The following is a 20,817-nucleotide window of genomic DNA, read 5'->3' as shown; positions in this document are numbered from 1 at the left end:
TATATTATATACTAATATTTTCTCCAAATGACTTCAAATAAAAAAACATTTATCGGAATAGATAAATGTTTTTTTCATTACTTTTTGTTTTGGATAGCTTGAATTTCTTTATATTGGTTTTGCATCCATGTGATGTAAGTTGGTTCATCACTTGGTTTAGTTTCAGTCACAGAGACTACTGGCACATTGTTTTGCTTAGCTAGTTTAACTAAGTTAGTGACAGTCTTACTGTTAACTTGCTTGTTGTAAACAAAGAAAGCTAGTTTGTGGTCTTTAATATCGTTTTGTATTTCACGAATACTCTTAGGGGATGGATCATTATCTTTTTCAGTGGCTTCTTCAAATGATTTGTCAGAAACGGTGTAACCCATGTTAGTAAGTGAGTAATCAAAAACTGGTTCTGAAACGGCGACAGTTTTGTTAATTTTGTTTTTCTTGATATCTGCTAATTGGGTATTTAGCACTTTTAGTTTTGCGATGTATGCTTTGGCGTTATTTTCAAAGTCTTTTTTGTGGCTAGGTTGTAGTTTAGTGAATTTAGCAGCTAATTCGTTAGCTAATTTTTCCATAGTGGCTACGTTGTACCAGATATGTGGATTGTCACCTGTCTTTTTACCCATTAGACTACCAACGTTAATTGAATCGACGTTCTTGTTACTACTTAATAGTTTTTGTGCCCATGAGTCGTAACCTAATCCATTATATATAACTAAGTTAGCTTGGTAAACGCTCTTAGCGTCTGAACTAGCAGGGTTAAAATCATGTGGATCAATGTTAGGGTTGTTGATAATTGAAGTTACTTTACCGTATTTTCCTAAAACATTTTTGGCAACTTCACCGTAGAAGTTGACTGATGAAGTGACATGGATACTCTTTTTAGCATCGTTCTTGCTGGCTGAACATCCGGTTAAGATTAGGATGAATGTTGCGATGAAGACAATCAAACTAATCGCTTTAATTTTTTTCATAATTTCCTCCAAATAAAAAATATATCTAAATCTGTTATATAACGAGTATAGTTATATAACTAAAATAGATATATGTCAAGAATAAAACTTTTTAATCGTTAATATGTGTTTTTAATGTTGCTAGTAGTTGAGAAACGTGGTTATCGCTAAGTTGATAAATGCGTTCTTGTCCGTCTTTTTGGCTGTAAACTAAGTTAGCATCAGCTAATATTTTTAGATGACGAGAAATATTAGGTTGAGAAGTTTCAAAGTAATTCATTAAGTTGGAGACATTACTTTGTTGATTATCTTCTAAGTAATAGAGGATTTGAATTCGTAATGAATTATCCAATGCCTTAGTAATCATATGTAGTTTTTTATCATTTATGATCATAATTTCCTCCGCGATAGTTGATATTTAAATTATAACGTTAAACGCTGGAAAAGAAAAATTATTCCAATAAATATTTATCTTAAAATAAACAGTAATTAATTGAGTAATTATATTGCAAAATTAAAAAATAGATTTATTATTAATTGAGAGGAAACAAAAGGGGGATATTTAAAATGAAAACATTGGTTTTTGGTCATCGTGGGGTACCAGATTTGTATCCAGAAAATTCACTACAAGGATTTCGTTATGCTCTGTACCATCACATTGATGGGCTAGAATTTGATGTTCATTTAACAAAAGATAATATCCCAGTCGTTATTCATGATGAACGTATTGATCGTACCACTGACGGACGTGGTTTGGTTAATAGTTATACTTATGAAGAATTATCACAATTTTCACTTGAAAATTATGAACGCATTCCAAAATTAGAAGAATTATTAGCACTGATTGAAGGACGCGATGTTTTGGTTAATCTAGAATTTAAGACTGATAAAATTCATTACCCAAATATCGAAAAGATTGTTGTTGATATGGTAAGTAAATTTGAACTATTACATCCAGTTATTTACTCATCATTTAATTTGTCGTCTGTAAAAATTGTCCAAGAACTAACCGACGATGCTCAATTCGCCTACTTAACTGACCGAAGAGTCGATAACCCAAAAGAATTCATGTTAACTAATCACTTGGATGCCTTGCATCTTCAATTCTTCCAACCAGATATTGAAAATAAAGAAAGAGTTTGGACGGTTAACGGATCATTACGTTTACGTTTCTTAATTAAACACGGTGTCGATGCTGTCATCACCAATAATTTCGAACGTGCAATGAAGATTCGACAAAGCGTCGCAAATAAAAAGGCTAACAAAAAAAGATAAGAAGTGTTAGAATACTTTTATCCTACTCATGGAGGCTATACAATGGCACTTACAACTGCTGAAATGTATTTTTTAATCACCAGTAAGTCCAAAGATAGTCGTGTAATGTTGAAAAACGTACGTCTACGCGCCTATTTAGTAGACAGTTGTTTATTAGATTTAGCGGCTGCTGGAGTAATTAAATTAAATGAAGATAACCGCATTGAAATTGTCGATGCGTTGCCACATAAATTATATTTCTTAAATTCATTTATGGATTTAATTGAAAGAAATAAAGATGCAGATGTGGACACAATGATTGCCAAGTTATTACAAAATGTTGATGTAATGAAACATACTTACATGGCATTAGGTGAACAATTTTATGAAGGCGGTCATGTGCTAGAAAAGAAAAAGGGATTAGTGCATAAGGTGAGAACCTTTGTCCCTAAGTCACAAACAAATCAAGATATTATTGATGAAATCTATGATCAAATGATGGGTTCTGCACCAATGACTGTAAACGTCTATTGTTTGGCTAAGATGTTAACCATTAGTCGACAATTGAAGTTATGCTTCAAGAGTCGTGAACGTCGTGCGATTGCTTTACGCATGGCACATTTAATGGAACATCCAGAATTCGCTCACATTCAAGAATTAATCGATGAATTTGGTGTTCATATGCGTAAAGTGTCAGCTCTAGTCGCAAAGGAACAACCAGCATCATATATGAATCGAACTAAAATTAATACAATTTAAAAGACCCAGCCAAAATGGCTGAGTCTTTTTTTATTATCCTTTGAATTCTAAAATGAATTCTTTATCGTTAGTTTGTTTGATTTTAATGTTCCAAATTGGCGTAAATACGATACCGTCATTATACTCAACTACTAGTTGTGCATCGTCATATGCTTTACCACCCGCATTTTCAGTTAAGTATTTTATAAATAAAATAGCATCTCTTTTTTGATCAAAGAAGGGTAACATATGGTCTTGGTAGTAGATGGTGTAACCGTGAAAAGTTATTTGAGGCATTGAATTCTCCTAGTTTAAAAGTCAGATTTTAGTTCGTAATGTGTTGAATCGATTTCTTCAATGGAAACATAGTCGCCACCATTGGGATGAAATGTTAATTCCTCGTTATCAATGTCGACTGCTAGCAATAAATTGCTGCCAGCTATGAATGCCAGTCTTTCGTTACTTTTGTCGAAATAACTGTCAATTTGATTATCGTCGTATCTCAAATGGTACTGTCTGATTTGAACTTCTCTCATTTAGCTCTCCTTGCCCTAAACGGGTTGGTATTCGTTGGCGATGATGTGGTATGTCTTACCATCGGCTTTTTTAATGGTAACGCCATATTGTGGTAGCAATACAAGATGTTCATTTTTGAATCTAATTTTGATTCTAACTTCACCATCTAAAGTAAAAAAGGTTAACACTTCGTCGTTGTTGGTATAAGTAGAATGTTCGGGATTAAACACAAAAGTGTAATCCATAAATTGCAATTTATCCATTGTAATTTCCTCTCTATTTATTAGACATGATGTTAACATTTTATGTCTAATTACTCAATAGCGACTAGGTTAACCTTGTTCGTTCCATTGATTGAATTGATATCTTTGATTAATTCATCGATTGTGCCATCAATTTTTCTCAAGTCTAATGAAATGACTACACTAGCTGAATCATTGATGGGTATGTTTTGATTGATTGTTAAAATGTTAGCTCCACGATTAGAAATCGCATTTAAAACTTGAGACAAAATCCCACTTTTATGATCTAGTAGAAAAGAGATAACTGCTTTTCGTTGCCATGAAGATTGTTGGACTTCATATACATAGTCTTTGTATTTATAGTAACTGGCACGACTGATTCCGACTGTTTTAACGGCTTCACTAACGTTCTTCACTTCGCCGTTATCAATCATTTTACGAGCCTCAATTACTTTACCAAAAGCTTCAGGTAATAAAGAGTCATCGACAAGATAATATTTACTAATTGTCATCACCGCCTCGTTCATTATTTATACGTTTTTAATTTTTAAATCAATTTTAACCTTATTTACAATTCTATCACGATTATTCTATAAGTTGACATCCATAGATAGTGTATATAAGACATTAATATATATTAGGTAATAATATGATTTTTATTTCTTTAATGACATTTACTATATTTTTAATTATGAAGTATGGTTCATGTTTTTTACCAACTATACTATCCCTGAATTATCTTCTATCAAAACATGTTTTCAAACATATAATTGTAATAAAAAAACACCTAGCGGTTAACTAGGTGTTTTGATTAATACCAATGGTGTTGTTGCCAGAACTTTTTAGCGTTTGACCATGAACCATAACGACTTGCAACGTACTTGTTAGCAGTTAGTTCTTGGTTTTTCTTTGAGTGGTCACCGTGTAGGTAACTAACGTCTAGTTGGAACTTACCGTAACAGACACCGTTTCTTGCGTAGTATCTGTTTGATGATTCATGGAATGAGATCCAACGTCTAGCAGCGATATCTTTTTTGCTTAGGCCTTGTTCAGCAACGTGTTGCCAGTTTACTGAGGCACTTGCTGAAACGTTATTTTTAGCAATATTGAATGCGAATAGAATTAAAAGTGATGTAAATGCGATTACTGAGAATTTGATAAAAGTTTTGGTAATTTTATTCAAAATAAAATCTAACTCCTTTTGTTTTAAATACTTCGATTTCTTTTCTATGGTTAATACTATATCGAAGTAATATATCAAAAGCGTTAGTACATCGTTACAGTTATATTATTAAATATTACATTCTTGCAACAAAAGACAGAAAAAGACCGCTATATCAATGATATAACGGTCTTAATGTAATTATTCTTTAGTAATTTCGTCCATATCTAAGCCGATTGCGTTAGCAACTCGAGTACCATAATCATGGTCAGCTTTGTAGAACATTCTAGTTTCTAGAACTTTGTTTTTGTGGCTTTCGATACTACCTAAACGACTAGCGATAGTATCTACTAAGCGCATTTTTTCTTCTTCAGAGTAGATGTTATATAGTGCACCTGCTTGTGAGTAAGGATCAGAATCATAAGTTTTGTAGTTGCCAACTTGACCTGAAACATCATAAGCATGGATATGTGCATGTGGATCTTCTCTAGGGCTATTTTTTTCGGTTGGTTCATAGTTAACAGAGCCATCTTGGCCTTGTGCCATGAATCCATCGCGAGCATAGTTATGAGCACCGTTCTTAGGACTGTTTACTGGAAGGTGTTCATAGTTAGCACCTAAACGATATCTAGCAGCATCTTTGTATGCGAATAAACGACCTTGAAGTAATTTATCTAATGAAGGTTCGATTCCAGGGACTAAGTTAGCAGGAGAGAATGAAGCTTCTTCGACGTCATCAAAGTAGTTAGCTGGATTTTCGTTTAATACGAATTCACCAATTTCTTGGAGTGGATAGTCTTTATGTGAAACAGTTTTAGTAACATCAAAAATATCGTATTTGTAATTTAATCCTTCATCATATGGAATTAATTGAACACAAACTTTCCACTTAGGGAATTCACCGTTCTTAATTCTGTCATATAGGTCTTGGATTAGGTAGTCAGTATTTTCTGAAGCAACTTTTTGTGCTTGTTCCTCAGTCATATTCTTGACTCCTTGTTCTGAGATAAAGTGATATTTAACCCAGAATGCTTCGCCTTTGGCATTAACCCATTTAAATGTGTGAGAACCATAACCATTCATGTTGACATAACTGGCTGGATTACCACGATCACCCATTAAGTAAGTAACTTGATGTAATGATTCTGGAGAATGTGCCCAGAAATCCCATTGCATATCTTCTGAACGAAGATGAGTGGCAGGATCTCTTTTTTGCGAATGAATGAAATCAGGGAACTTCAATGGATCGTTAACGAAGAAAATAGGGGTGTTGTTTCCAACGATGTCGTAATTTCCTTCATTAGTATAGAATTTCATTGCGAATCCACGCACATCTCTAATGGTATCAGGATAACCTAATTCACCAGCAACTTCAGAAAAACGAATGGTTAGTGGTGTTTGTTTACCTTCTCCATTAAATAAATCGGCCTTGGTGTAGTCACTCATATCTCTAGTTAAAGTGAACACACCCTTGGCACCAGCACCTTTAGCGTGAACGACACGTTCTGGAATTCGTTCTCGGTTAAAGTGCGCAAGTTTTTCAATTAATTGGTAGTCTTGTAATAAAACAGGGCCACGATTTCCGGCAGTTAAAGAATGATTATTATCTGCCCATGGTTGACCTTCATCAGTAGTTAATTTATCAGTCATGGTAATTCCCCCCTTTTGGTTTAATACAGGGTCATTTTAAACCCATTTGGGTAAAATACATAACATGACGTTTATAATTTAATAAAATTTTAAAAAAGATTTGAAACTAATTAGATTTTCAGAGTATAATAATATTGTTTATTATTTTAGAATGATTATAAATTACGAAAGAGGGTATCAATATGCCATTTGATCCAACAGATGCACAAGATGTGTACAAAGATGCTGGTAAAAACGTATTATTTACAACTTTAACTATTAATAAAAGTAATCCTGATGAAGACCGTGAAAAGGTCGCAGAGCTAGTATCGAGAGAACAAGCAATCTTACGATCAATGAATATTAGATACCCAGAAGAACACTTAAAAGTATCTTTTGGTTTTGCTAATTCAGCTTGGGATTACTTGTTTGCAGATTACAAGAAGCCACAAGAATTAGAAGACTTCCAACCAGTAAAAGGACCTAAATATACTTCACCAGCCACACCAGCTGATTTATTTATCCACATTCGTGCTAATTCAGAAGCTGTGGTATACGAAGTAGCAAGTCAAATTAGAAATTACTATCGCGACTTTACGACTGTTCAAGATGAAACCAAAGGATTCAGATATTTTGAAGGTCGCGCCATTATTGGATTCGTTGATGGTACTGAAAATCCTGAAGTGCAAAAGGCATCAGCATATGCAATTATTGGGGATGAAGACCCAGATTTTGAAAATGGTTCATATGCCTTTGCTCAAAAATACATCCATAATATGGATGCTTGGAATGCATTAAAGACTGAGGATCAAGAAAAAGCGATTGGACGTAAAAAGTATTCAGATTTGGAATTAGAAGATGACGAAAAACTAGAAAATGCTCATAACGTTGCTTCTCAAGATAACGATGATGGAATTGAACATAAAATTGTTAGAATGAACGTTCCATTTTCTAATCCTAGTGAAGGTACTACCGGAACTTATTTCATTGGATATGCCAGACACTGGAGCGTTACTAAACGCATGTTAGAAAACATGTTTGGTCAATCAGACCGTTTGCTAGACTTCTCTGATCCAGTGACAGGAAACATGTTCTTCATTCCTTCATTAACCACTTTAGACCAAATTGTTGAAGACAAATTACCAGCCAAATAATTAACCAAAAAAGCATTGATTAGAAATCAATGCTTTTTTATTTTGATTTTACGAACGATATCTAAATTTTGTATAATAATCTTTGTGAAATTTTCATTCACAAGTTTTCACAAAGAAAAAAACATACATTCGGTGTATAACTAAAAAATTCAATGACTAGATGATGTAGATTTTTTATTGATTTATCAAGTAATTGTGCCACTTTTTAAGTTATTCACGTCTTGTGGATAACTCTGTGGATAAAAGTGTGGAAAAGAAAGTTCCACGCTAAATTGACACCATTAAAACGTTGATATTATAATGGTTTATAGGTGTTACACACTTAATTTTGACATATTCACAAATGTGGATAACTAAGAAAAATCTTGACAATTTTTATGCAATATTAGTAGTAGTTGTGATTACTCACAGACACTAAATATAGTGGTTCGAAAAATGAGAAAAGGAGATTTCACAAATGAATATTAAATTTGTTGTGGTCGGAAAATTAAAAGAGAAGTATTTTAAAGCCGGAATAGAAGAGTACAGTAAGCGTTTATCACGTTTTTGTAAGTTTCGGATTATCGAAGTTCCAGATGAGAAAGCGCCTGAATCGCTTAGTGAGTCTGAAATGAACGATGTGATGGATAAAGAAGGAACTAAAATCTTAGATAAAATTGCGGATAAGGAATATGTTTATGCGCTTGAGATTTTGGGAAAAGAACGTTCATCAGAAGAATTCGCTAAGGAAATCGATCAATTAGCAACCTACGGTCATTCCGATATTACTTTTGTGATTGGTGGATCACTAGGATTAGCGCCAAAAGTGCTAAAAAGATCCGATACACAAATTTCGTTTGGTCGTTTTACATTACCGCACCAATTAATGCGTTTAGTGTTAACTGAACAAATCTATCGTGCTTTTATGATTAATGAAGGTAGCCCATATCACAAATAAAGAAATATTAGGTATATTTTAATTTACAAATAGGTAATGATTATATATATTTAAATCATATATAGAAAAGAAGATGAGTATTATGGTTGTAAGTAATAAAAAAGAATTCCTAGATAAGCTCAAGAAAAATGGATATGATGAAGTTTCAACCTTTTTAGTATATCCAAATGCTGACGCGAATAACGTAATTGGAACAGGCGCTTACGCAAGCGTCGAAATGAGCGAAGAATTTGTAAATAGTGATGATTTTGTCCGTGATATAAATACAGATTCTGGCATTATCTTTATCGGATTAAACTATGCCCAAAGAGAAGATGGATATGATGGTAAAGCTTTCCGAACAATGCATGATTCAAAAAACAAACAATCTAAAGATAATAATATTGCGGTATCTTTAATTGATATGCATGGTGCTAATAAAACGGATAAATCAGATGATGTTGTGAAATATTCTGTATCCTTAGATCAATCAGAAGCGTATGGTAGTTTTGCATTTGATATTATCAACAAGTTTGCTTGTACTAATCTAAAGGGTTTTGTGGGTAGTTTAGTTAAGGAATTAAAAAAGAATGCACCAGCTGTTAATACTGCAGAAGACTTTAATATGAGTAAAGTGGAAAATGGTAAATGTGATGATATTTTAAGTAACTGTACTGATCCAGAGCATAAAGAAAAAGAACCAAACAAATGTCCATCATGTCATCCAGCTATTTTAAATAAATTGATGGATAGACTAGTAAAATATGATATTCCATCTTTTATTAATTTGATTAATTGGACACAACCAAAGGGATTAATTTGCTTTGGAACTGATTCTTATAAATTAGTGAGTGCAATTAATGATATTTATCATTTGAACTTAAATGTTCAACAAGCCATTCATTATTCAGCACAAAGATCATATTATGATAAAAGAAATAGCGTTTATGATGCAGTTAAAAATATTGTTAAATAATAATAAAAAACTACGATGTAAATCGTAGTTTTTTTATGCTTGCATTTTTGAATCATGTAATATATAGTTTACATATGGAATATATATATTACCTAAAATGAATTAGGAAGTGCATATCTAATGAAAAAAATATTAAGCAAAATTATCGAATATGAATTGGGTGTTCCATCTAAAAGGGATGAATACCAACAAAATGTCTTATACGAAAGTGGTTTTATTGCGTTTGGATCTTATTTTATATTTAGTTTTATTGAATTTTTGGTTGCTGGATGTATCTTTTTAAATTCATCTTCTGAAAACTTTTTATATAACTTATTAGCAGTCATATTATTGATTAACTTGTTGGCTATGTCAGTAACATTAGCGTTTCTAAAATATAAAGTACGTAAAAGTAAAATTGACTTAATTGATGTAACTAATGAACAATCATATGAAACATTGGTAAAGAAGGCGAAACGTCGTGGAGTGAATTGTGGAATATTGTTTTTTGTTTTGGAAAAAGCGATTGTTATCTTTGGTGGTCCCAATAATGCCGGTAACACCATTGCGGAGAGAGTGTTAAGTCCATGGAATAATGTAATGTTGCTAGTTTTTGCTGTGATTTGTGGCTTTGCTGTATATATTACTTTAAAAAATAAAATTCAAAAATAAAGACGCTGCGAGGGGTTATCTTGGAAAATAGAGTTAAGGAAATACGAACCAAATTGAATATTCAGCAAAAAGATCTTGCGCAACTAGTTGGTATTTCTCGTCAAACTTTAAGTTTGATTGAAAAGGGCGAATATAATCCCAGTTTAAAACTATGCGTTAGTCTAGCTGAAGAATTACAAACAGATTTAAACACACTATTTTGGCATTAGGGAGATGAGGATATGAAAGAAACGTTCTTTATTAAAGTGGTTAAATGGTATTACGGAATCAATAGACCTTTTGATGAGTATTCTGAAAAAGTGGTCAATGAAGCTGGTAATAAGGTGGCAGTTGGCCTAATTGCTTTTCTACTACTATCATCCTGTTTATCGATGATATTAATCAATGTTCTGAATTCGTATAATGTTTTAACCGGATTGATATTTATGGATCTAATCGCAATTGTTGTAGCATCTGGTTATATGGGAAGACTCATTAAAAAGCATGGATTCGACTATTATGAGTATGATAGCAAAGATGAAAGAAATGCTTGTATAAAGAATTATATATTTTCAAACATGTTAACTTTGATCTTCATGTGGGTGCTATTATACACGTCAGCATTATGGTCTAATAATGTTGGTGGATTTTTCTTCTTTTATTTTGTTGTATGCAATGTCGGAATAATTATTGGAATGTATGCAGATTATCGTCGTAAATTTAAAAAAGCATAGAGCGCTTGCTCTATGCTTTTTTAGTTTTATCTAGAATGTAATTAAATAGATTGATCAATTGACCAACGAATAACACTGCTAATAATGTACCAATTCCGATTGATGCAATTCGGTGTAAAAATACCAATCCTAAGATTATGGTAATGACGATCATAGATGCATCAAAACTAAATTTCATCATACCAAAAGGTTTGTTTAACTTTTGACTAATGACGTTTACAAAGCCATCGGCTGGGATCAAAACGAAGTCTGCTTTTACCATCATGAATATTCCCAAGGCGGTACAAATAATTGCTAATAAAGTAACAGGGATGCGTTCACCGAATCCTTCTAGTGGAATCTTTTTTAAACCAACTGTAATGCCGTAAAAATCAACTAACCAACCAAATACAAAAGATAGTACTAATTGTAATAGTATTTTGATTTGAACGGTTCGTAAGATAACCATTTCAACAATTACTAGAATCACAAAGAAAATGGTTGTGGCGTGTCCTAATGTAGTATGAATGATAAAAGATAATGTTTGTGGCACGGAAACTAAAGAACTAACTCCTAATTGTCCACATGCAAATAAAGTAGTTCCTAGCGCTAAGATATTTAGACCAATTATGTATAAAATCGTGCGCCATAAAATAATATGTTTCAAAATTTTCATCTCCAATTTATTAAAACCATAATATCTAATATTTCATGTATTGAGATTAAAAGCAATAAAAAACACTAACTTTTTGTGAGTGCTTTTTAAAATATTGTTTAATTAGTAAAAAATCAGCGTTTAACTTTTTGTCCAAAATATATAAATAAGATAAAAAATACATTTGGACAATACTTATATATCAGTAAATTAAAATAATTTGGGTTACATAAAGTATATTTATCATTTATTTATTACGTAAAAGTTTAAAGTATTTTAGTAAAACTTAAGTTCAAATCACAAACTTCATAATTATAATGAGGAATCGTAATCTCAATATTATAGAGGGAGAAAAGATAATTATGATGTTTAATAAAAATCAGTATAGTAAATCAAGTGATCGAAAAATTTTGAAAAAAGTAAAGAAACAATGGGTGGTAGTGTCTGTTGCCACATTGTCTATCCTTGGTGGATCAATTATGTTAAGCACTACAACTGCTAGTGCTGATACTGTTACACAAGTGGCTACTCAAACCAGTTCTTCAGCTGTTAGTTCATCATCAGCAAGTGATAATAGTGCTAGTTCATCATCAAGTTCAAGTGCTGCCCAAGTTTCTAGTGCAAGTGTAGATTCTTTAACTGCTTCGAATAGTTTAAGTTCAGCTAGTGTAACTGCTTCATCAGCAGCGAGTGATTCTGATCAAAGCTGGAACAATAGTATTAGTTCATCTGATGCAGTTCTATCTAATAGAGACGGAAACGCTCCTACGGTTTCATCACCGCAAAATAGTTCCGTTAAATGGGACTTCTATGGTAATGCTACTGATCAATATCAAGCAGGAACTTTAGTTATTCATAGTGGGGTTATTAATTCTCAAAATCCAGTAGCTGATACAATATATTCACCTGCTATAAAAGGATGGAGTGGATTATCAAAAACAGACGTTCAACATATTTTGTTTGATGGACAAAGTGCTGGATCTGTGCAAATTACGGGCGATGCTTCATATGTTTTTTCTAATTTACCAAAACTTTCAGATATTAAGTCAACAAACAACGTAAATGTTGATACTTCTTCTATGACAATTGCAAAACAGATGTTCTTTAGTGATCCTAATTTAACCGATATTAGTGCATTAAGTGGATGGAATGTATCAAATGTTACAAACTTAAACGGTATCTTTTATGAAGATTCTAGCCTATCTGATATTAGTCCGTTAAGTGGATGGAACGTATCAAATGTTAATACATTGGAGTATGCATTTGATGTAACTAATATAACAGACACTATTGCATTAAGTGGGTGGAATGTATCGAATGTTAAAAGCCTTCACTATACTTTTGGTAATGGTTATTTAAAAACAAAAGTTTTGAATCTGAGAGGACTAAGTAGATGGGATGTATCAAACGTCACTGACATGCAGCAGATATTTTTCCAGTCTTATGTAAATGATTTACAGCCATTACAAAATTGGAACACATCAAAAGTTACTACTTTAAATAGTGCTTTCTCAATGAAGTCTGATAGTTTGGATCTTACCCCACTATCAAAGTGGAATGTATCAAATGTTACTGATATGAGCGGGTTATTTTCGAATAGTTCAGGGGTAAAAGACCTTAGTCCATTAAGTGGATGGGATGTATCAAATGTTACGGATCTTTCGGATGCTTTTAGCTTTACAAGCATAACTAATTTATCTGGATTATCTAACTGGAATGTTTCAAAAGTAACTAATTTATCTTTCATTTTTGAACATATCGATACTCTCGATAATGTTGATGATATATCTAATTGGAAAGTATCTTCGGTAAAAAAAGCTTTTTATATGTTTTACGGTGATCATAACCTTAAAAACATAAACGGAATGACAAAATGGGATCTATCAAATGTTATTGATATGACTGAAATGTTCGATACTTACCAAAAAGTTAATAATGTTGGGAGATATTATGATTTTAGTAATTGGGATACTAAGAATGCAGTAAATAACAATAAAATGTTTGGTCTAAACCCATTAATTGCTTCCTTCACATTAGGAACCAATATTTATGGTTTCCCTAAAGTAGAATCATTATCTGATAATGAATATATACAAGATGTTGGTACTGGAGATTTGGATAATCCAAATGGTCCAAAGTATAGTGCCAGCGATTTTAAGGCATTGTATTCTAATCAACAAAAGGATAATAAAACTTTTGTTAAAATGATTAAAGTGGTTCCTTCCGCTAATTACACTATCAGTAATATTTCTGGTGATTCTAATTTATTTAAAACAGCAGTTAATAATTTATCTAAAACGGTTACTAGAACTATTAACTATGTTGATGAAAACGGTAATCAATTACAACAACCTGTAACTCAAACTTTATCATTCACCAGAACTGCTGCATACAATGAATACAGTGGTAAAGTAGATTATGATTCATGGACAGCATCATCAGGTAATTCATTTGGTGAAGTTATATCACCAAATATTAATGGGTATACTTTGTTGGATCAATCACATCCTTCTGTGCCAAAACAGGATGAGGTATCTAGTGATTCTGATGGAATTACTGTGAATGTTGTATATAAAATAAATAAGCCTAGTTTAGAAGAAGAAGCAACAAAGGTAAAAAATGATATCGAAAATGATCCTACATTAACTCAATCAGAAAAAAATTCACAAAAAACTAAAGTCGATTCAGATAAAGTATCAAATCAAAAAGTAATCGATGGTGAAACTACTGTTGATGGAGTAAATAAAGCCTTTGATGCAGGTAAAACAGCGATTGATGCAGACCATACCCCAGGTGCAAGTTTAGATGACCAAAAAGCAAATGATAAGTCAAACTTAAATGCCGAAGCAGACAAGATAAAGAGAGAAATCGATGCCGATAACACTTTATTGTCAACAGAAAAAGCAGCCCAAAAGGCAAAAGTAGACGCTGATAGGGAAGCTGGCAATAATGCAATTGATGCAGCAACTAATGCCGACGGGATAAATAGTGCTTATGCTGCAGGTAAAACAGCGATTGATGCAGACCATACCCCAGGTGCAAGTTTAGATGACCAAAAAGCAAATGCTAAGTCAAACTTAAATGCCGAAGCAGACAAGATAAAGAGAGAAATCGATGCCGATAACACTTTATTGTCAACAGAAAAAGCAGCCCAAAAAGCAAAAGTAGACGCTGATAGGGAAGCTGGAAATAAAGCAATCGATGCAGCAACTAATGCCGACGGTATAAAGAGCGCATATGCTGCAGGTAAAACAGCGATTGATGCAGACCATACCCCAGGTCAACCTATAGATTCACAAAAAGCAAACGCTAAATCTAATTTAGACAATGAAGCATCGAAGATAAAGAATGATATTGATGGAGATCCAACATTAAGTCAATCTTCAAAAGATGCGCAAAAAGCAAAAGTAGATGCCGATAGAGATGCCGGCAATAAAGCTATTGATGCTGCAGCTAATGCCGATGACATAAAGAACGCATATGATTCAGGTAAGGCCAAAATTGATGCTGACCACAGACCTAGTTTGGATGCGGAATCTATAAAGGTAAGTGGCGAAATTGATGCGGACAATACATTGACTCAAGCAGAAAAAAATGCTCAAAAAGTTAATGTTTATGCAGATAAAGTAAGCGGTCAATCTGTAATTGACAATGCCGCTACAGCTGATGATATCAATAAAGCATTTAACGATGGAAAAGCTAAAATTGATGCTGATCACAAACCAGGCAATAGCCTTGAATCTCAAAAGCAAGTTGCTAAAAACAACTTAAATGCTGAGGCAGAAAAGGTAAATGGTGATATCGATAATGATGACACTTTAACTGATGCTGAAAAAGATTCACAAAAAGCGAAAGTAGAAGCCGATAGAGATGCTGGGAACAAATCAATTGACAATGCAAGCAATGCCGATGGTGTAAATGAAGCTTATAACGCAGGAAAAGCAGCAATTGATTCAGATCACAGACCAAGCTTAGCTTCGGAAGCTGCTAAAGTTAAAAATGACATTGATAATGATTCAACATTGAGTCAAGCGGAAAAAGACGCCCAAAAAGCAAAGGTAGAAGCTGATAGAGCAGCAGGACAATTAGCAATTGACAATGCCACTACAGACGATGATATTGATAGGGCTTTTAATGCTGGTAAAGCAGCGATTGACGCAGATCACAGACCAAGCCTTTCATCAGAGGCTGATAAAGTAAAAAATGACATTGATAATGATTCAACATTGAGTCAAGCGGAAAAAGACGCCCAAAAAGCAAAGGTAGAAGCTGATAGAGCAGCAGGACAATCAGCAATTGATAACGCTACTAAAGCTAGTGACATCAACAAGTCCTTTAATGCAGGAAAAGCAGCAATTGACGCTGACCATAGACCTAACTTAGAATCAGAAGCAACTAAGGTTAAAAGTGAAATAGATGCTGACAATACATTAATTCAAGCGGAAAAAGACGCCCAAAAAGCAAAGGTAGAAGCTGATAGAGCAGCAGGACAATCAGCAATTGATAGTGCAACTACAGCAGATGGTATCAATAAAGCATTTAACGATGGTAAAACAAAGATTGATGCCGACCACCAACCAGGTAAGAACCTAGATGATCAAAAACAATCAGCTAAAGATAACTTAGATGTGGAAGCAACTAAGGTTAAGGGCGATATCGATAATGATGCAACCTTAACTCAAACAGAAAAAGATGCGCAAAAAGCTAAAGTAGATACTGATAAGGAATCTGCTAATAAAGCGATTGATGCCGCCACTACAGCTGACGGCATTAAGAATGCATATGATGCAGGAAAAGCCCAAATTGATGCAGATCATAGACCTAACTTAGAATCAGAAGCAACTAAGGTTAAAGGTGAAATTGATGCTGATAATACTTTAACTCAAGAGCAAAAAGATGCACAAAAAGCTCAAGTGGATGCAGATAGAGATTCAGGCCAAAAGGTAATTGATTCTGCAACAACTGCTGATGACATCAATAAAGCGTTTAACGATGGTAAAGCCAAAATTGATGCAGATCACCAATCAGGTAAGAGTCTAGATGATCAAAAACAATCAGCTAAAGATAACTTAGATGTGGAAGCAACTAAGGTTAAGGGCGATATCGATAATGATGCAACCTTAACTCAAGCAGAAAAAGATGCACAAAAAGCCAAAGTAGATACTGATAAGGAATCTGCTAATAAAGCGATTGATGCCGCCACTACAGCTGACGGTATTAAGAATGCATATGATGCAGGAAAAGCACAAATTGATGTTGATCATAGACCAAGTTTAGAATCAGAAGCAACAAAAGTTAAAAATGATATTGATAATGATTCAACATTGAGTCAAGCAGAAAAGGACGCTCAAAAAGTTAAAGTAGATGCAGATAAAGATTCAGGTCAAAAGGCAATTAATAGTGCAACTACAGCCGATGACATTAAGAATGCATATGATGCAGGAAAAGCACAAATTGATGCAGATCACAGACCTAACTTAGAAGCGGAAGCAACTAAGGTTAAGGGTGAAATTGATGCTGATAATACTTTAACTCAAGCAGAAAAAGATGCACAAAAAGCGAAAGTAGATGCAGATAGAGATTCAGGCCAAAAGGTAATTGATTCTGCAACAAATGCTGATGACATCAATAAAGCGTTTAACGATGGTAAAGCCAAAATTGATGCAGATCATACATCTGGTAAGAGCCTAGAAGATCAAAAACAATCAGCCAAAGATAACTTAGATGCAGAAGCAACTAAGGTTAAGGGTGACATCGATAATGATGCAACATTAAGTCAAGCAGAAAAAGATGCGCAAAAAGCGAAAGTAGATACTGATAAGGAAGCTGCTAATAAAGCGATTGATGCCGCTACTACAGCTGACGGCATTAAGAATGCATATGATGCAGGAAAAGCGCAAATTGATGCTGACCATAGACCAAGTTTGGAATCAGAAGCAACAAAAGTTAAAAATGATATTGATAATGATTCAACACTAAGTCAAGCAGAAAAGGATGCCCAAAAGGCCAAAGTAGATGCGGATAAATCAAAGGAACAAGCAGCAATTGATTCTGCAACTACATCCGATGAAATCGATAAAGCCTTTAATGCTGGTAAAGCACAAATTAATGCTGATCACCAAAGTAACTACATTAGTAATGTTCCCGATAATTCAGACAAGAATGTTATTGATGCTCATAAGAATAATGCTGGTAAGGCAAAGGATAAAGCTATTGGCCGTCGAATTTACTTGGTGAAGGGGCTTTACAGATACTCAAAGGCTTACTTTAACAAGAAGAATCGAGTACAAGGATACAAGAAGTACAACCGACCAAATGCACACATGTTTAAGATTATTGGCGTAGTAACTAACAAGAATGGATACAAACGTTACAAGGTAATGGAAATTACTAACGGAACCTTTGAATTAAACCATAAGAAGGTTGGTTACATCACAGCTAGAAAATCTTACATGAAACCATTGTTCTACCAAAGCAGTGTTCGTAAGGTAAAAGTTATTGGAAAAGGACTTCGTTTATACAAAGACATTAAGCTAAGTAAGTTCGTTAAGTCTTACAAGAAGGGCACAGTCTTAAACGTTAAGTCGGTTAAGAAACTAGGAACCACTTACAGATTACAATTAAGCAATGGTCAATATGTAAGTTCAAACAAGAACCTAGTGAAATTAGTTAAATAACTTTCTACAAGATTTAAATAAAAAGGACATATCCATTTAGAGGATATGCCCTTTTTATTGTTTCTAAAGTGATTTTTTTATGATCAGTAAAATATTTTGTAAATAAAAAAGTCTTAGCATCTTGCCAAGGCTTTTTTATTTGATTATTTAACTTTAACAACAAAGTATTTGTTTGCTGTAACGAATTTACCATTTTGAAGTTGAAGTGAGTAAGCATTTCCATGCTTCTTAACTGACTTAACTTTTAAAACAGTTCCTCGTTTGTATTTCTTAGAAGCATCCTTTAAATTAGCTTTTTTGTATGAAGTAACTGATTTTCCAGACACTTTAACTGCTTTTACACTGCTAGTGTAGTAAAGAGGTGTAACGTAAGTTGATTTGGCAGTAATGTAACCGCGAGTGTTTTTGATTTCTTTGTTAGTAAATGGATTGATTTGGTAAACAAAGTATCTTGGAGTGTTAATTGATGAGAATACTTTCTTAACGACTTTGAATAGTGGACGTTTGTTTCCGGTAGCTTTCTTGTAAGCTTTGATTTTATTTTTCTTAGTGAAAGCGTTCTTCTTGTAAAGGTTTAGGCTACGAGTTCCAATTACCTTACCGTAAACAGTCTTTTCGGCTTTACCAGAGTTGTTACCGTGGTTGTTAATTACTCCATTATCAGAACTGTTAGTACCTCCGTTGGTGTTAGAACCAGAGTTGCTTGAACCACCGTTGTTGGTGTTAGAACCAGAGTTGCTTGAACCACCGTTGTTGGTGTTAGAACCAGAGTTGCTTGAACCATTGTTGTTGGTGTTAGACCCATTGCTGCTATTAGGATCTACCCAATTGATAGTTAGGTTGTAAGTACCATTAAATCTATCGCGAACACCTACGTTTAGGGTTGAGTTAAAGTTAAATGACAAACTATTTGATCCTGAACCAGAATAATTTAATTTCACTGATTTAACACCGTTTGTAACACTTGAATTGTTAACAGTTCCATTTGGATTTCCATCATTACCTAATACAGTTACACCATCTGGAACATTTGATACAGTTACATATGATTGACCGGATGGTGTTGCTGATGCATTGTATCCCGATGAAGGTGATGATAATGAAACATCCGCAATTGTTTCTGGTAAATTAACAGTTACAGAGGCACCAACAGTAGCTGGTTTGTTTACATTAACTGTTTCATTAATGATTTGATCTTTTGCAAAAGAATTAATGCTAAAGTTGTAACCGGCCATCCAAGAAATATCATTGATACTATTGTTCTTCACAAGGAATGTGTTTAGTTTGCTGAAGACATTGTTCTTGCCTTTTAAAGAAGAAACATTACTGATATCATTGCCATTTGCACTAATGGTAGTTAAGTTTGACCATTGTGTTTGAGCGAATGGGTTAATATCAGAGATGTTGTTATTGTCCACATTGATTGAAGTTAAATTTTTCCATGTAGCACCAGGACCGTTAGTAGAACTTGAAATTGGTGAAATATCAGAGATTTGGTTATTTGAAGCATTTAAACTTGTTAAGTTAGTCCATTGATGTTGGAAATTTTGTAGTGGAGATAAGTCGTGAATTAAGTTAGAACTTACATTTAATTCTTGAAGTTGTGACCAGTCTACATTTTCAACAGGAGTGAAATCAGAAATTGAGTTATTAGTGATAATAATGTGTTTAACATTTGGAATTGAAATGTTATTTAAAAATGATAGGTCGCTAATGTTGTTGTTTGAAAAGTCTAGGTAAGTTAAGTTGTTATCTACCCATCTGCCAATAGTAGCAACACTTCCTAATGTTGCGTTTGGATTACTTGATAATCCTGTATTAGTGAATTGTGCAACTTTGATTGTAGTGAAAGTATTGAAGTTTGTTAAAGCAGCGTTCTTTAGAGAAACGTTTTTAATCGAAACAATTTGTAGATTAGGGAATACTGATTGAGAAATTCCATTAAATGACTTGATTGATTGTGAACCATCACCTTGGAAACTAATCTTGGTAAGTCTAGCTAAGTCACTATTAGTAATTTGTGAAGCGTCAGTATATTTTTGTTGACCTTGACCACTATATAAATCGTTATTAACTTCAGTTAATAAGAATGATTTCAATGTTGGATCAGTAATGTTTTGAATATTTGTTGTACTGGTGTCACCTGTTGCAGGTGCTGGAGTAATGTTATCGGTAGGTTGTGTATCACCGACTTGGTTTACACTGGATGTGCTGTCCGCGTGAGCAATAATTGCGGTGTTTGCGTTGTGGCTAACAACAGATGGTGCTTCGACTGCACCGAAAAATAATGTAGAGAATAATAGAGCTGTCTTGATTGATTTATTCAATATAATCGCCTCTTTTAAAAAATTAAATAATATATTATCTGTCTAAAATACTATTACCAACTTATACATTTGTATATAATTAAAATATTAATTTTTTATAAAGGAAATTAATATTTTATAAAAACAATATAACTATAAATTCATTTTAGTGGATTGTAAGAGTGATAATAACATATAAAAATTGTATATCTAAAGGCTTTCTATTGCTATAGACATAAGGTTAAGTTTTTATGAAAAGAGTAAAGTTTTTCTAAAAATTTACTAACTATACAGAAGAGATT

19 protein-coding genes are annotated in these 20,817 nt (G+C 33.4%); 9 read left to right on the top strand and 10 right to left on the bottom strand.

The features are described from left to right. Window positions 1–77 precede the first annotated feature (77 nt). Complete coding sequence (locus RZ74_RS06395; protein ID WP_053950570.1) at window positions 78–968, bottom strand: metal ABC transporter solute-binding protein, Zn/Mn family; 891 nt, start codon at window positions 966–968, stop codon at window positions 78–80. A 91-nt stretch (window positions 969–1,059) separates the two neighbouring features. Next, window positions 1,060–1,341: an ArsR/SmtB family transcription factor gene (locus tag RZ74_RS06390; protein WP_187291409.1), complete on the bottom strand. Its 282-nt coding sequence runs from the start codon at window positions 1,339–1,341 to the stop codon at window positions 1,060–1,062. A 173-nt stretch (window positions 1,342–1,514) separates the two neighbouring features. Here RZ74_RS06390 and RZ74_RS06385 point away from each other — a divergent pair, with 173 nt between their 5' ends. Both RZ74_RS06385 and RZ74_RS06380 read left to right on the top strand, forming a co-directional pair. Continuing rightward, the gene (locus RZ74_RS06385; protein ID WP_053950569.1) at window positions 1,515–2,222 is read left to right on the top strand and encodes a glycerophosphodiester phosphodiesterase family protein; all 708 of its coding nucleotides are present in this window, start codon (window positions 1,515–1,517) and stop codon (window positions 2,220–2,222) included. A 42-nt stretch (window positions 2,223–2,264) separates the two neighbouring features. After that, on the top strand, window positions 2,265–2,960 hold the full coding sequence (locus tag RZ74_RS06380; RefSeq protein WP_053950568.1) for a GPP34 family phosphoprotein: 696 nt from the start codon (window positions 2,265–2,267) through the stop codon (window positions 2,958–2,960). A gap of 33 nt (window positions 2,961–2,993) precedes the next feature. On the opposite strand, the gene RZ74_RS06375 is transcribed toward RZ74_RS06380, so the two are convergent. The 6 genes from RZ74_RS06375 to RZ74_RS06350 form a co-directional block, all read right to left on the bottom strand. Next, entirely contained in the window at window positions 2,994–3,236 is a 243-nt protein-coding gene (locus tag RZ74_RS06375) for a hypothetical protein (RefSeq protein ID WP_053950567.1), read from the bottom strand. A 14-nt stretch (window positions 3,237–3,250) separates the two neighbouring features. Next, a complete protein-coding gene (locus RZ74_RS06370; protein ID WP_053950566.1) occupies window positions 3,251–3,475 on the bottom strand; it encodes a hypothetical protein in 225 nt (74 codons plus the stop codon). Window positions 3,476–3,490: 15 nt separating this feature from the next. After that, complete coding sequence (locus tag RZ74_RS06365) at window positions 3,491–3,718, bottom strand: hypothetical protein (protein ID WP_053950565.1); 228 nt, start codon at window positions 3,716–3,718, stop codon at window positions 3,491–3,493. A gap of 50 nt (window positions 3,719–3,768) precedes the next feature. Continuing rightward, window positions 3,769–4,203, bottom strand: a complete 435-nt coding sequence (locus tag RZ74_RS06360; protein WP_053950681.1) for an ACT domain-containing protein — start codon at window positions 4,201–4,203, stop codon at window positions 3,769–3,771. 305 nt (window positions 4,204–4,508) lie between these two features. Further along, window positions 4,509–4,880 (bottom strand): aggregation-promoting factor C-terminal-like domain-containing protein, encoded by a 372-nt coding sequence (locus tag RZ74_RS06355; protein WP_148562084.1) that lies wholly within the window; start codon window positions 4,878–4,880, stop codon window positions 4,509–4,511. Window positions 4,881–5,060: 180 nt separating this feature from the next. After that, complete coding sequence (locus RZ74_RS06350) at window positions 5,061–6,509, bottom strand: catalase (protein ID WP_053950564.1); 1,449 nt, start codon at window positions 6,507–6,509, stop codon at window positions 5,061–5,063. 182 nt (window positions 6,510–6,691) lie between these two features. On the opposite strand from RZ74_RS06350, the gene RZ74_RS06345 reads away from it, so the two are divergent. The 6 genes from RZ74_RS06345 (at window position 6,692) to RZ74_RS06320 (ending at window position 10,898) form a co-directional block, all read left to right on the top strand. Beyond that, window positions 6,692–7,642 (top strand): Dyp-type peroxidase, encoded by a 951-nt coding sequence (locus tag RZ74_RS06345; RefSeq protein ID WP_053950563.1) that lies wholly within the window; start codon window positions 6,692–6,694, stop codon window positions 7,640–7,642. A gap of 457 nt (window positions 7,643–8,099) precedes the next feature. Continuing rightward, window positions 8,100–8,579, top strand: coding sequence for a 23S rRNA (pseudouridine(1915)-N(3))-methyltransferase RlmH (gene rlmH / locus RZ74_RS06340; protein ID WP_053950562.1), 480 nt, complete (start codon window positions 8,100–8,102; stop codon window positions 8,577–8,579). Between the two features lie 82 nt (window positions 8,580–8,661). Next, a complete protein-coding gene (locus RZ74_RS06335; protein ID WP_053950561.1) occupies window positions 8,662–9,534 on the top strand; it encodes a hypothetical protein in 873 nt (290 codons plus the stop codon). A gap of 120 nt (window positions 9,535–9,654) precedes the next feature. After that, entirely contained in the window at window positions 9,655–10,185 is a 531-nt protein-coding gene (locus RZ74_RS06330) for a DUF3278 domain-containing protein (protein ID WP_053950560.1), read from the top strand. Between the two features lie 17 nt (window positions 10,186–10,202). After that, the gene (locus RZ74_RS06325) at window positions 10,203–10,394 is read left to right on the top strand and encodes a helix-turn-helix transcriptional regulator (RefSeq protein ID WP_378252472.1); all 192 of its coding nucleotides are present in this window, start codon (window positions 10,203–10,205) and stop codon (window positions 10,392–10,394) included. A gap of 12 nt (window positions 10,395–10,406) precedes the next feature. Further along, complete coding sequence (locus RZ74_RS06320; RefSeq protein ID WP_053950558.1) at window positions 10,407–10,898, top strand: DUF3278 domain-containing protein; 492 nt, start codon at window positions 10,407–10,409, stop codon at window positions 10,896–10,898. 10 nt (window positions 10,899–10,908) lie between these two features. Here the strand turns inward: RZ74_RS06320 and RZ74_RS06315 are convergent, their stop codons facing one another. Then, complete coding sequence (locus RZ74_RS06315) at window positions 10,909–11,544, bottom strand: YczE/YyaS/YitT family protein (RefSeq protein ID WP_053950557.1); 636 nt, start codon at window positions 11,542–11,544, stop codon at window positions 10,909–10,911. A 350-nt stretch (window positions 11,545–11,894) separates the two neighbouring features. Between RZ74_RS06315 and RZ74_RS06310 the strand changes: the two genes are divergently transcribed. Continuing rightward, window positions 11,895–18,209 (top strand): DUF1542 domain-containing protein, encoded by a 6,315-nt coding sequence (locus RZ74_RS06310; RefSeq protein ID WP_053950556.1) that lies wholly within the window; start codon window positions 11,895–11,897, stop codon window positions 18,207–18,209. Between the two features lie 143 nt (window positions 18,210–18,352). Here RZ74_RS06310 and RZ74_RS06305 read toward each other — a convergent pair whose 3' ends face one another. After that, a complete protein-coding gene (locus RZ74_RS06305) occupies window positions 18,353–20,536 on the bottom strand; it encodes a leucine-rich repeat domain-containing protein (protein WP_053950555.1) in 2,184 nt (727 codons plus the stop codon). Between the last annotated feature and the right edge of the window lie 281 nt (window positions 20,537–20,817).

The organism is Apilactobacillus apinorum (assembly GCF_001281175.1).
GTDB lineage: Bacteria > Bacillota > Bacilli > Lactobacillales > Lactobacillaceae > Apilactobacillus > Apilactobacillus apinorum.
The sequence above is the reverse complement of the archived record's forward strand: the minus strand, read 5'-3'. Positions and strand labels throughout refer to the sequence as shown.

What these genes read in the sequence shown, in the direction of transcription:
- RZ74_RS06395 (WP_053950570.1), bottom strand. Translation starts at nt 968, where the DNA reads ATGAAAAAAATTAAAGCGATTAGTTTGATTGTCTTCATCGCAACATTC.
- RZ74_RS06390 (WP_187291409.1), bottom strand. Translation starts at nt 1,341, where the DNA reads ATGATCATAAATGATAAAAAACTACATATGATTACTAAGGCATTGGAT.
- RZ74_RS06385 (WP_053950569.1), top strand. Translation starts at nt 1,515, where the DNA reads ATGAAAACATTGGTTTTTGGTCATCGTGGGGTACCAGATTTGTATCCA.
- RZ74_RS06380 (WP_053950568.1), top strand. Translation starts at nt 2,265, where the DNA reads ATGGCACTTACAACTGCTGAAATGTATTTTTTAATCACCAGTAAGTCC.
- RZ74_RS06375 (WP_053950567.1), bottom strand. Translation starts at nt 3,236, where the DNA reads ATGCCTCAAATAACTTTTCACGGTTACACCATCTACTACCAAGACCAT.
- RZ74_RS06370 (WP_053950566.1), bottom strand. Translation starts at nt 3,475, where the DNA reads ATGAGAGAAGTTCAAATCAGACAGTACCATTTGAGATACGACGATAAT.
- RZ74_RS06365 (WP_053950565.1), bottom strand. Translation starts at nt 3,718, where the DNA reads ATGGATAAATTGCAATTTATGGATTACACTTTTGTGTTTAATCCCGAA.
- RZ74_RS06350 (WP_053950564.1), bottom strand. Translation starts at nt 6,509, where the DNA reads ATGACTGATAAATTAACTACTGATGAAGGTCAACCATGGGCAGATAAT.
- RZ74_RS06345 (WP_053950563.1), top strand. Translation starts at nt 6,692, where the DNA reads ATGCCATTTGATCCAACAGATGCACAAGATGTGTACAAAGATGCTGGT.
- rlmH (WP_053950562.1), top strand. Translation starts at nt 8,100, where the DNA reads ATGAATATTAAATTTGTTGTGGTCGGAAAATTAAAAGAGAAGTATTTT.
- RZ74_RS06335 (WP_053950561.1), top strand. Translation starts at nt 8,662, where the DNA reads ATGGTTGTAAGTAATAAAAAAGAATTCCTAGATAAGCTCAAGAAAAAT.
- RZ74_RS06330 (WP_053950560.1), top strand. Translation starts at nt 9,655, where the DNA reads ATGAAAAAAATATTAAGCAAAATTATCGAATATGAATTGGGTGTTCCA.
- RZ74_RS06320 (WP_053950558.1), top strand. Translation starts at nt 10,407, where the DNA reads ATGAAAGAAACGTTCTTTATTAAAGTGGTTAAATGGTATTACGGAATC.
- RZ74_RS06310 (WP_053950556.1), top strand. Translation starts at nt 11,895, where the DNA reads ATGATGTTTAATAAAAATCAGTATAGTAAATCAAGTGATCGAAAAATT.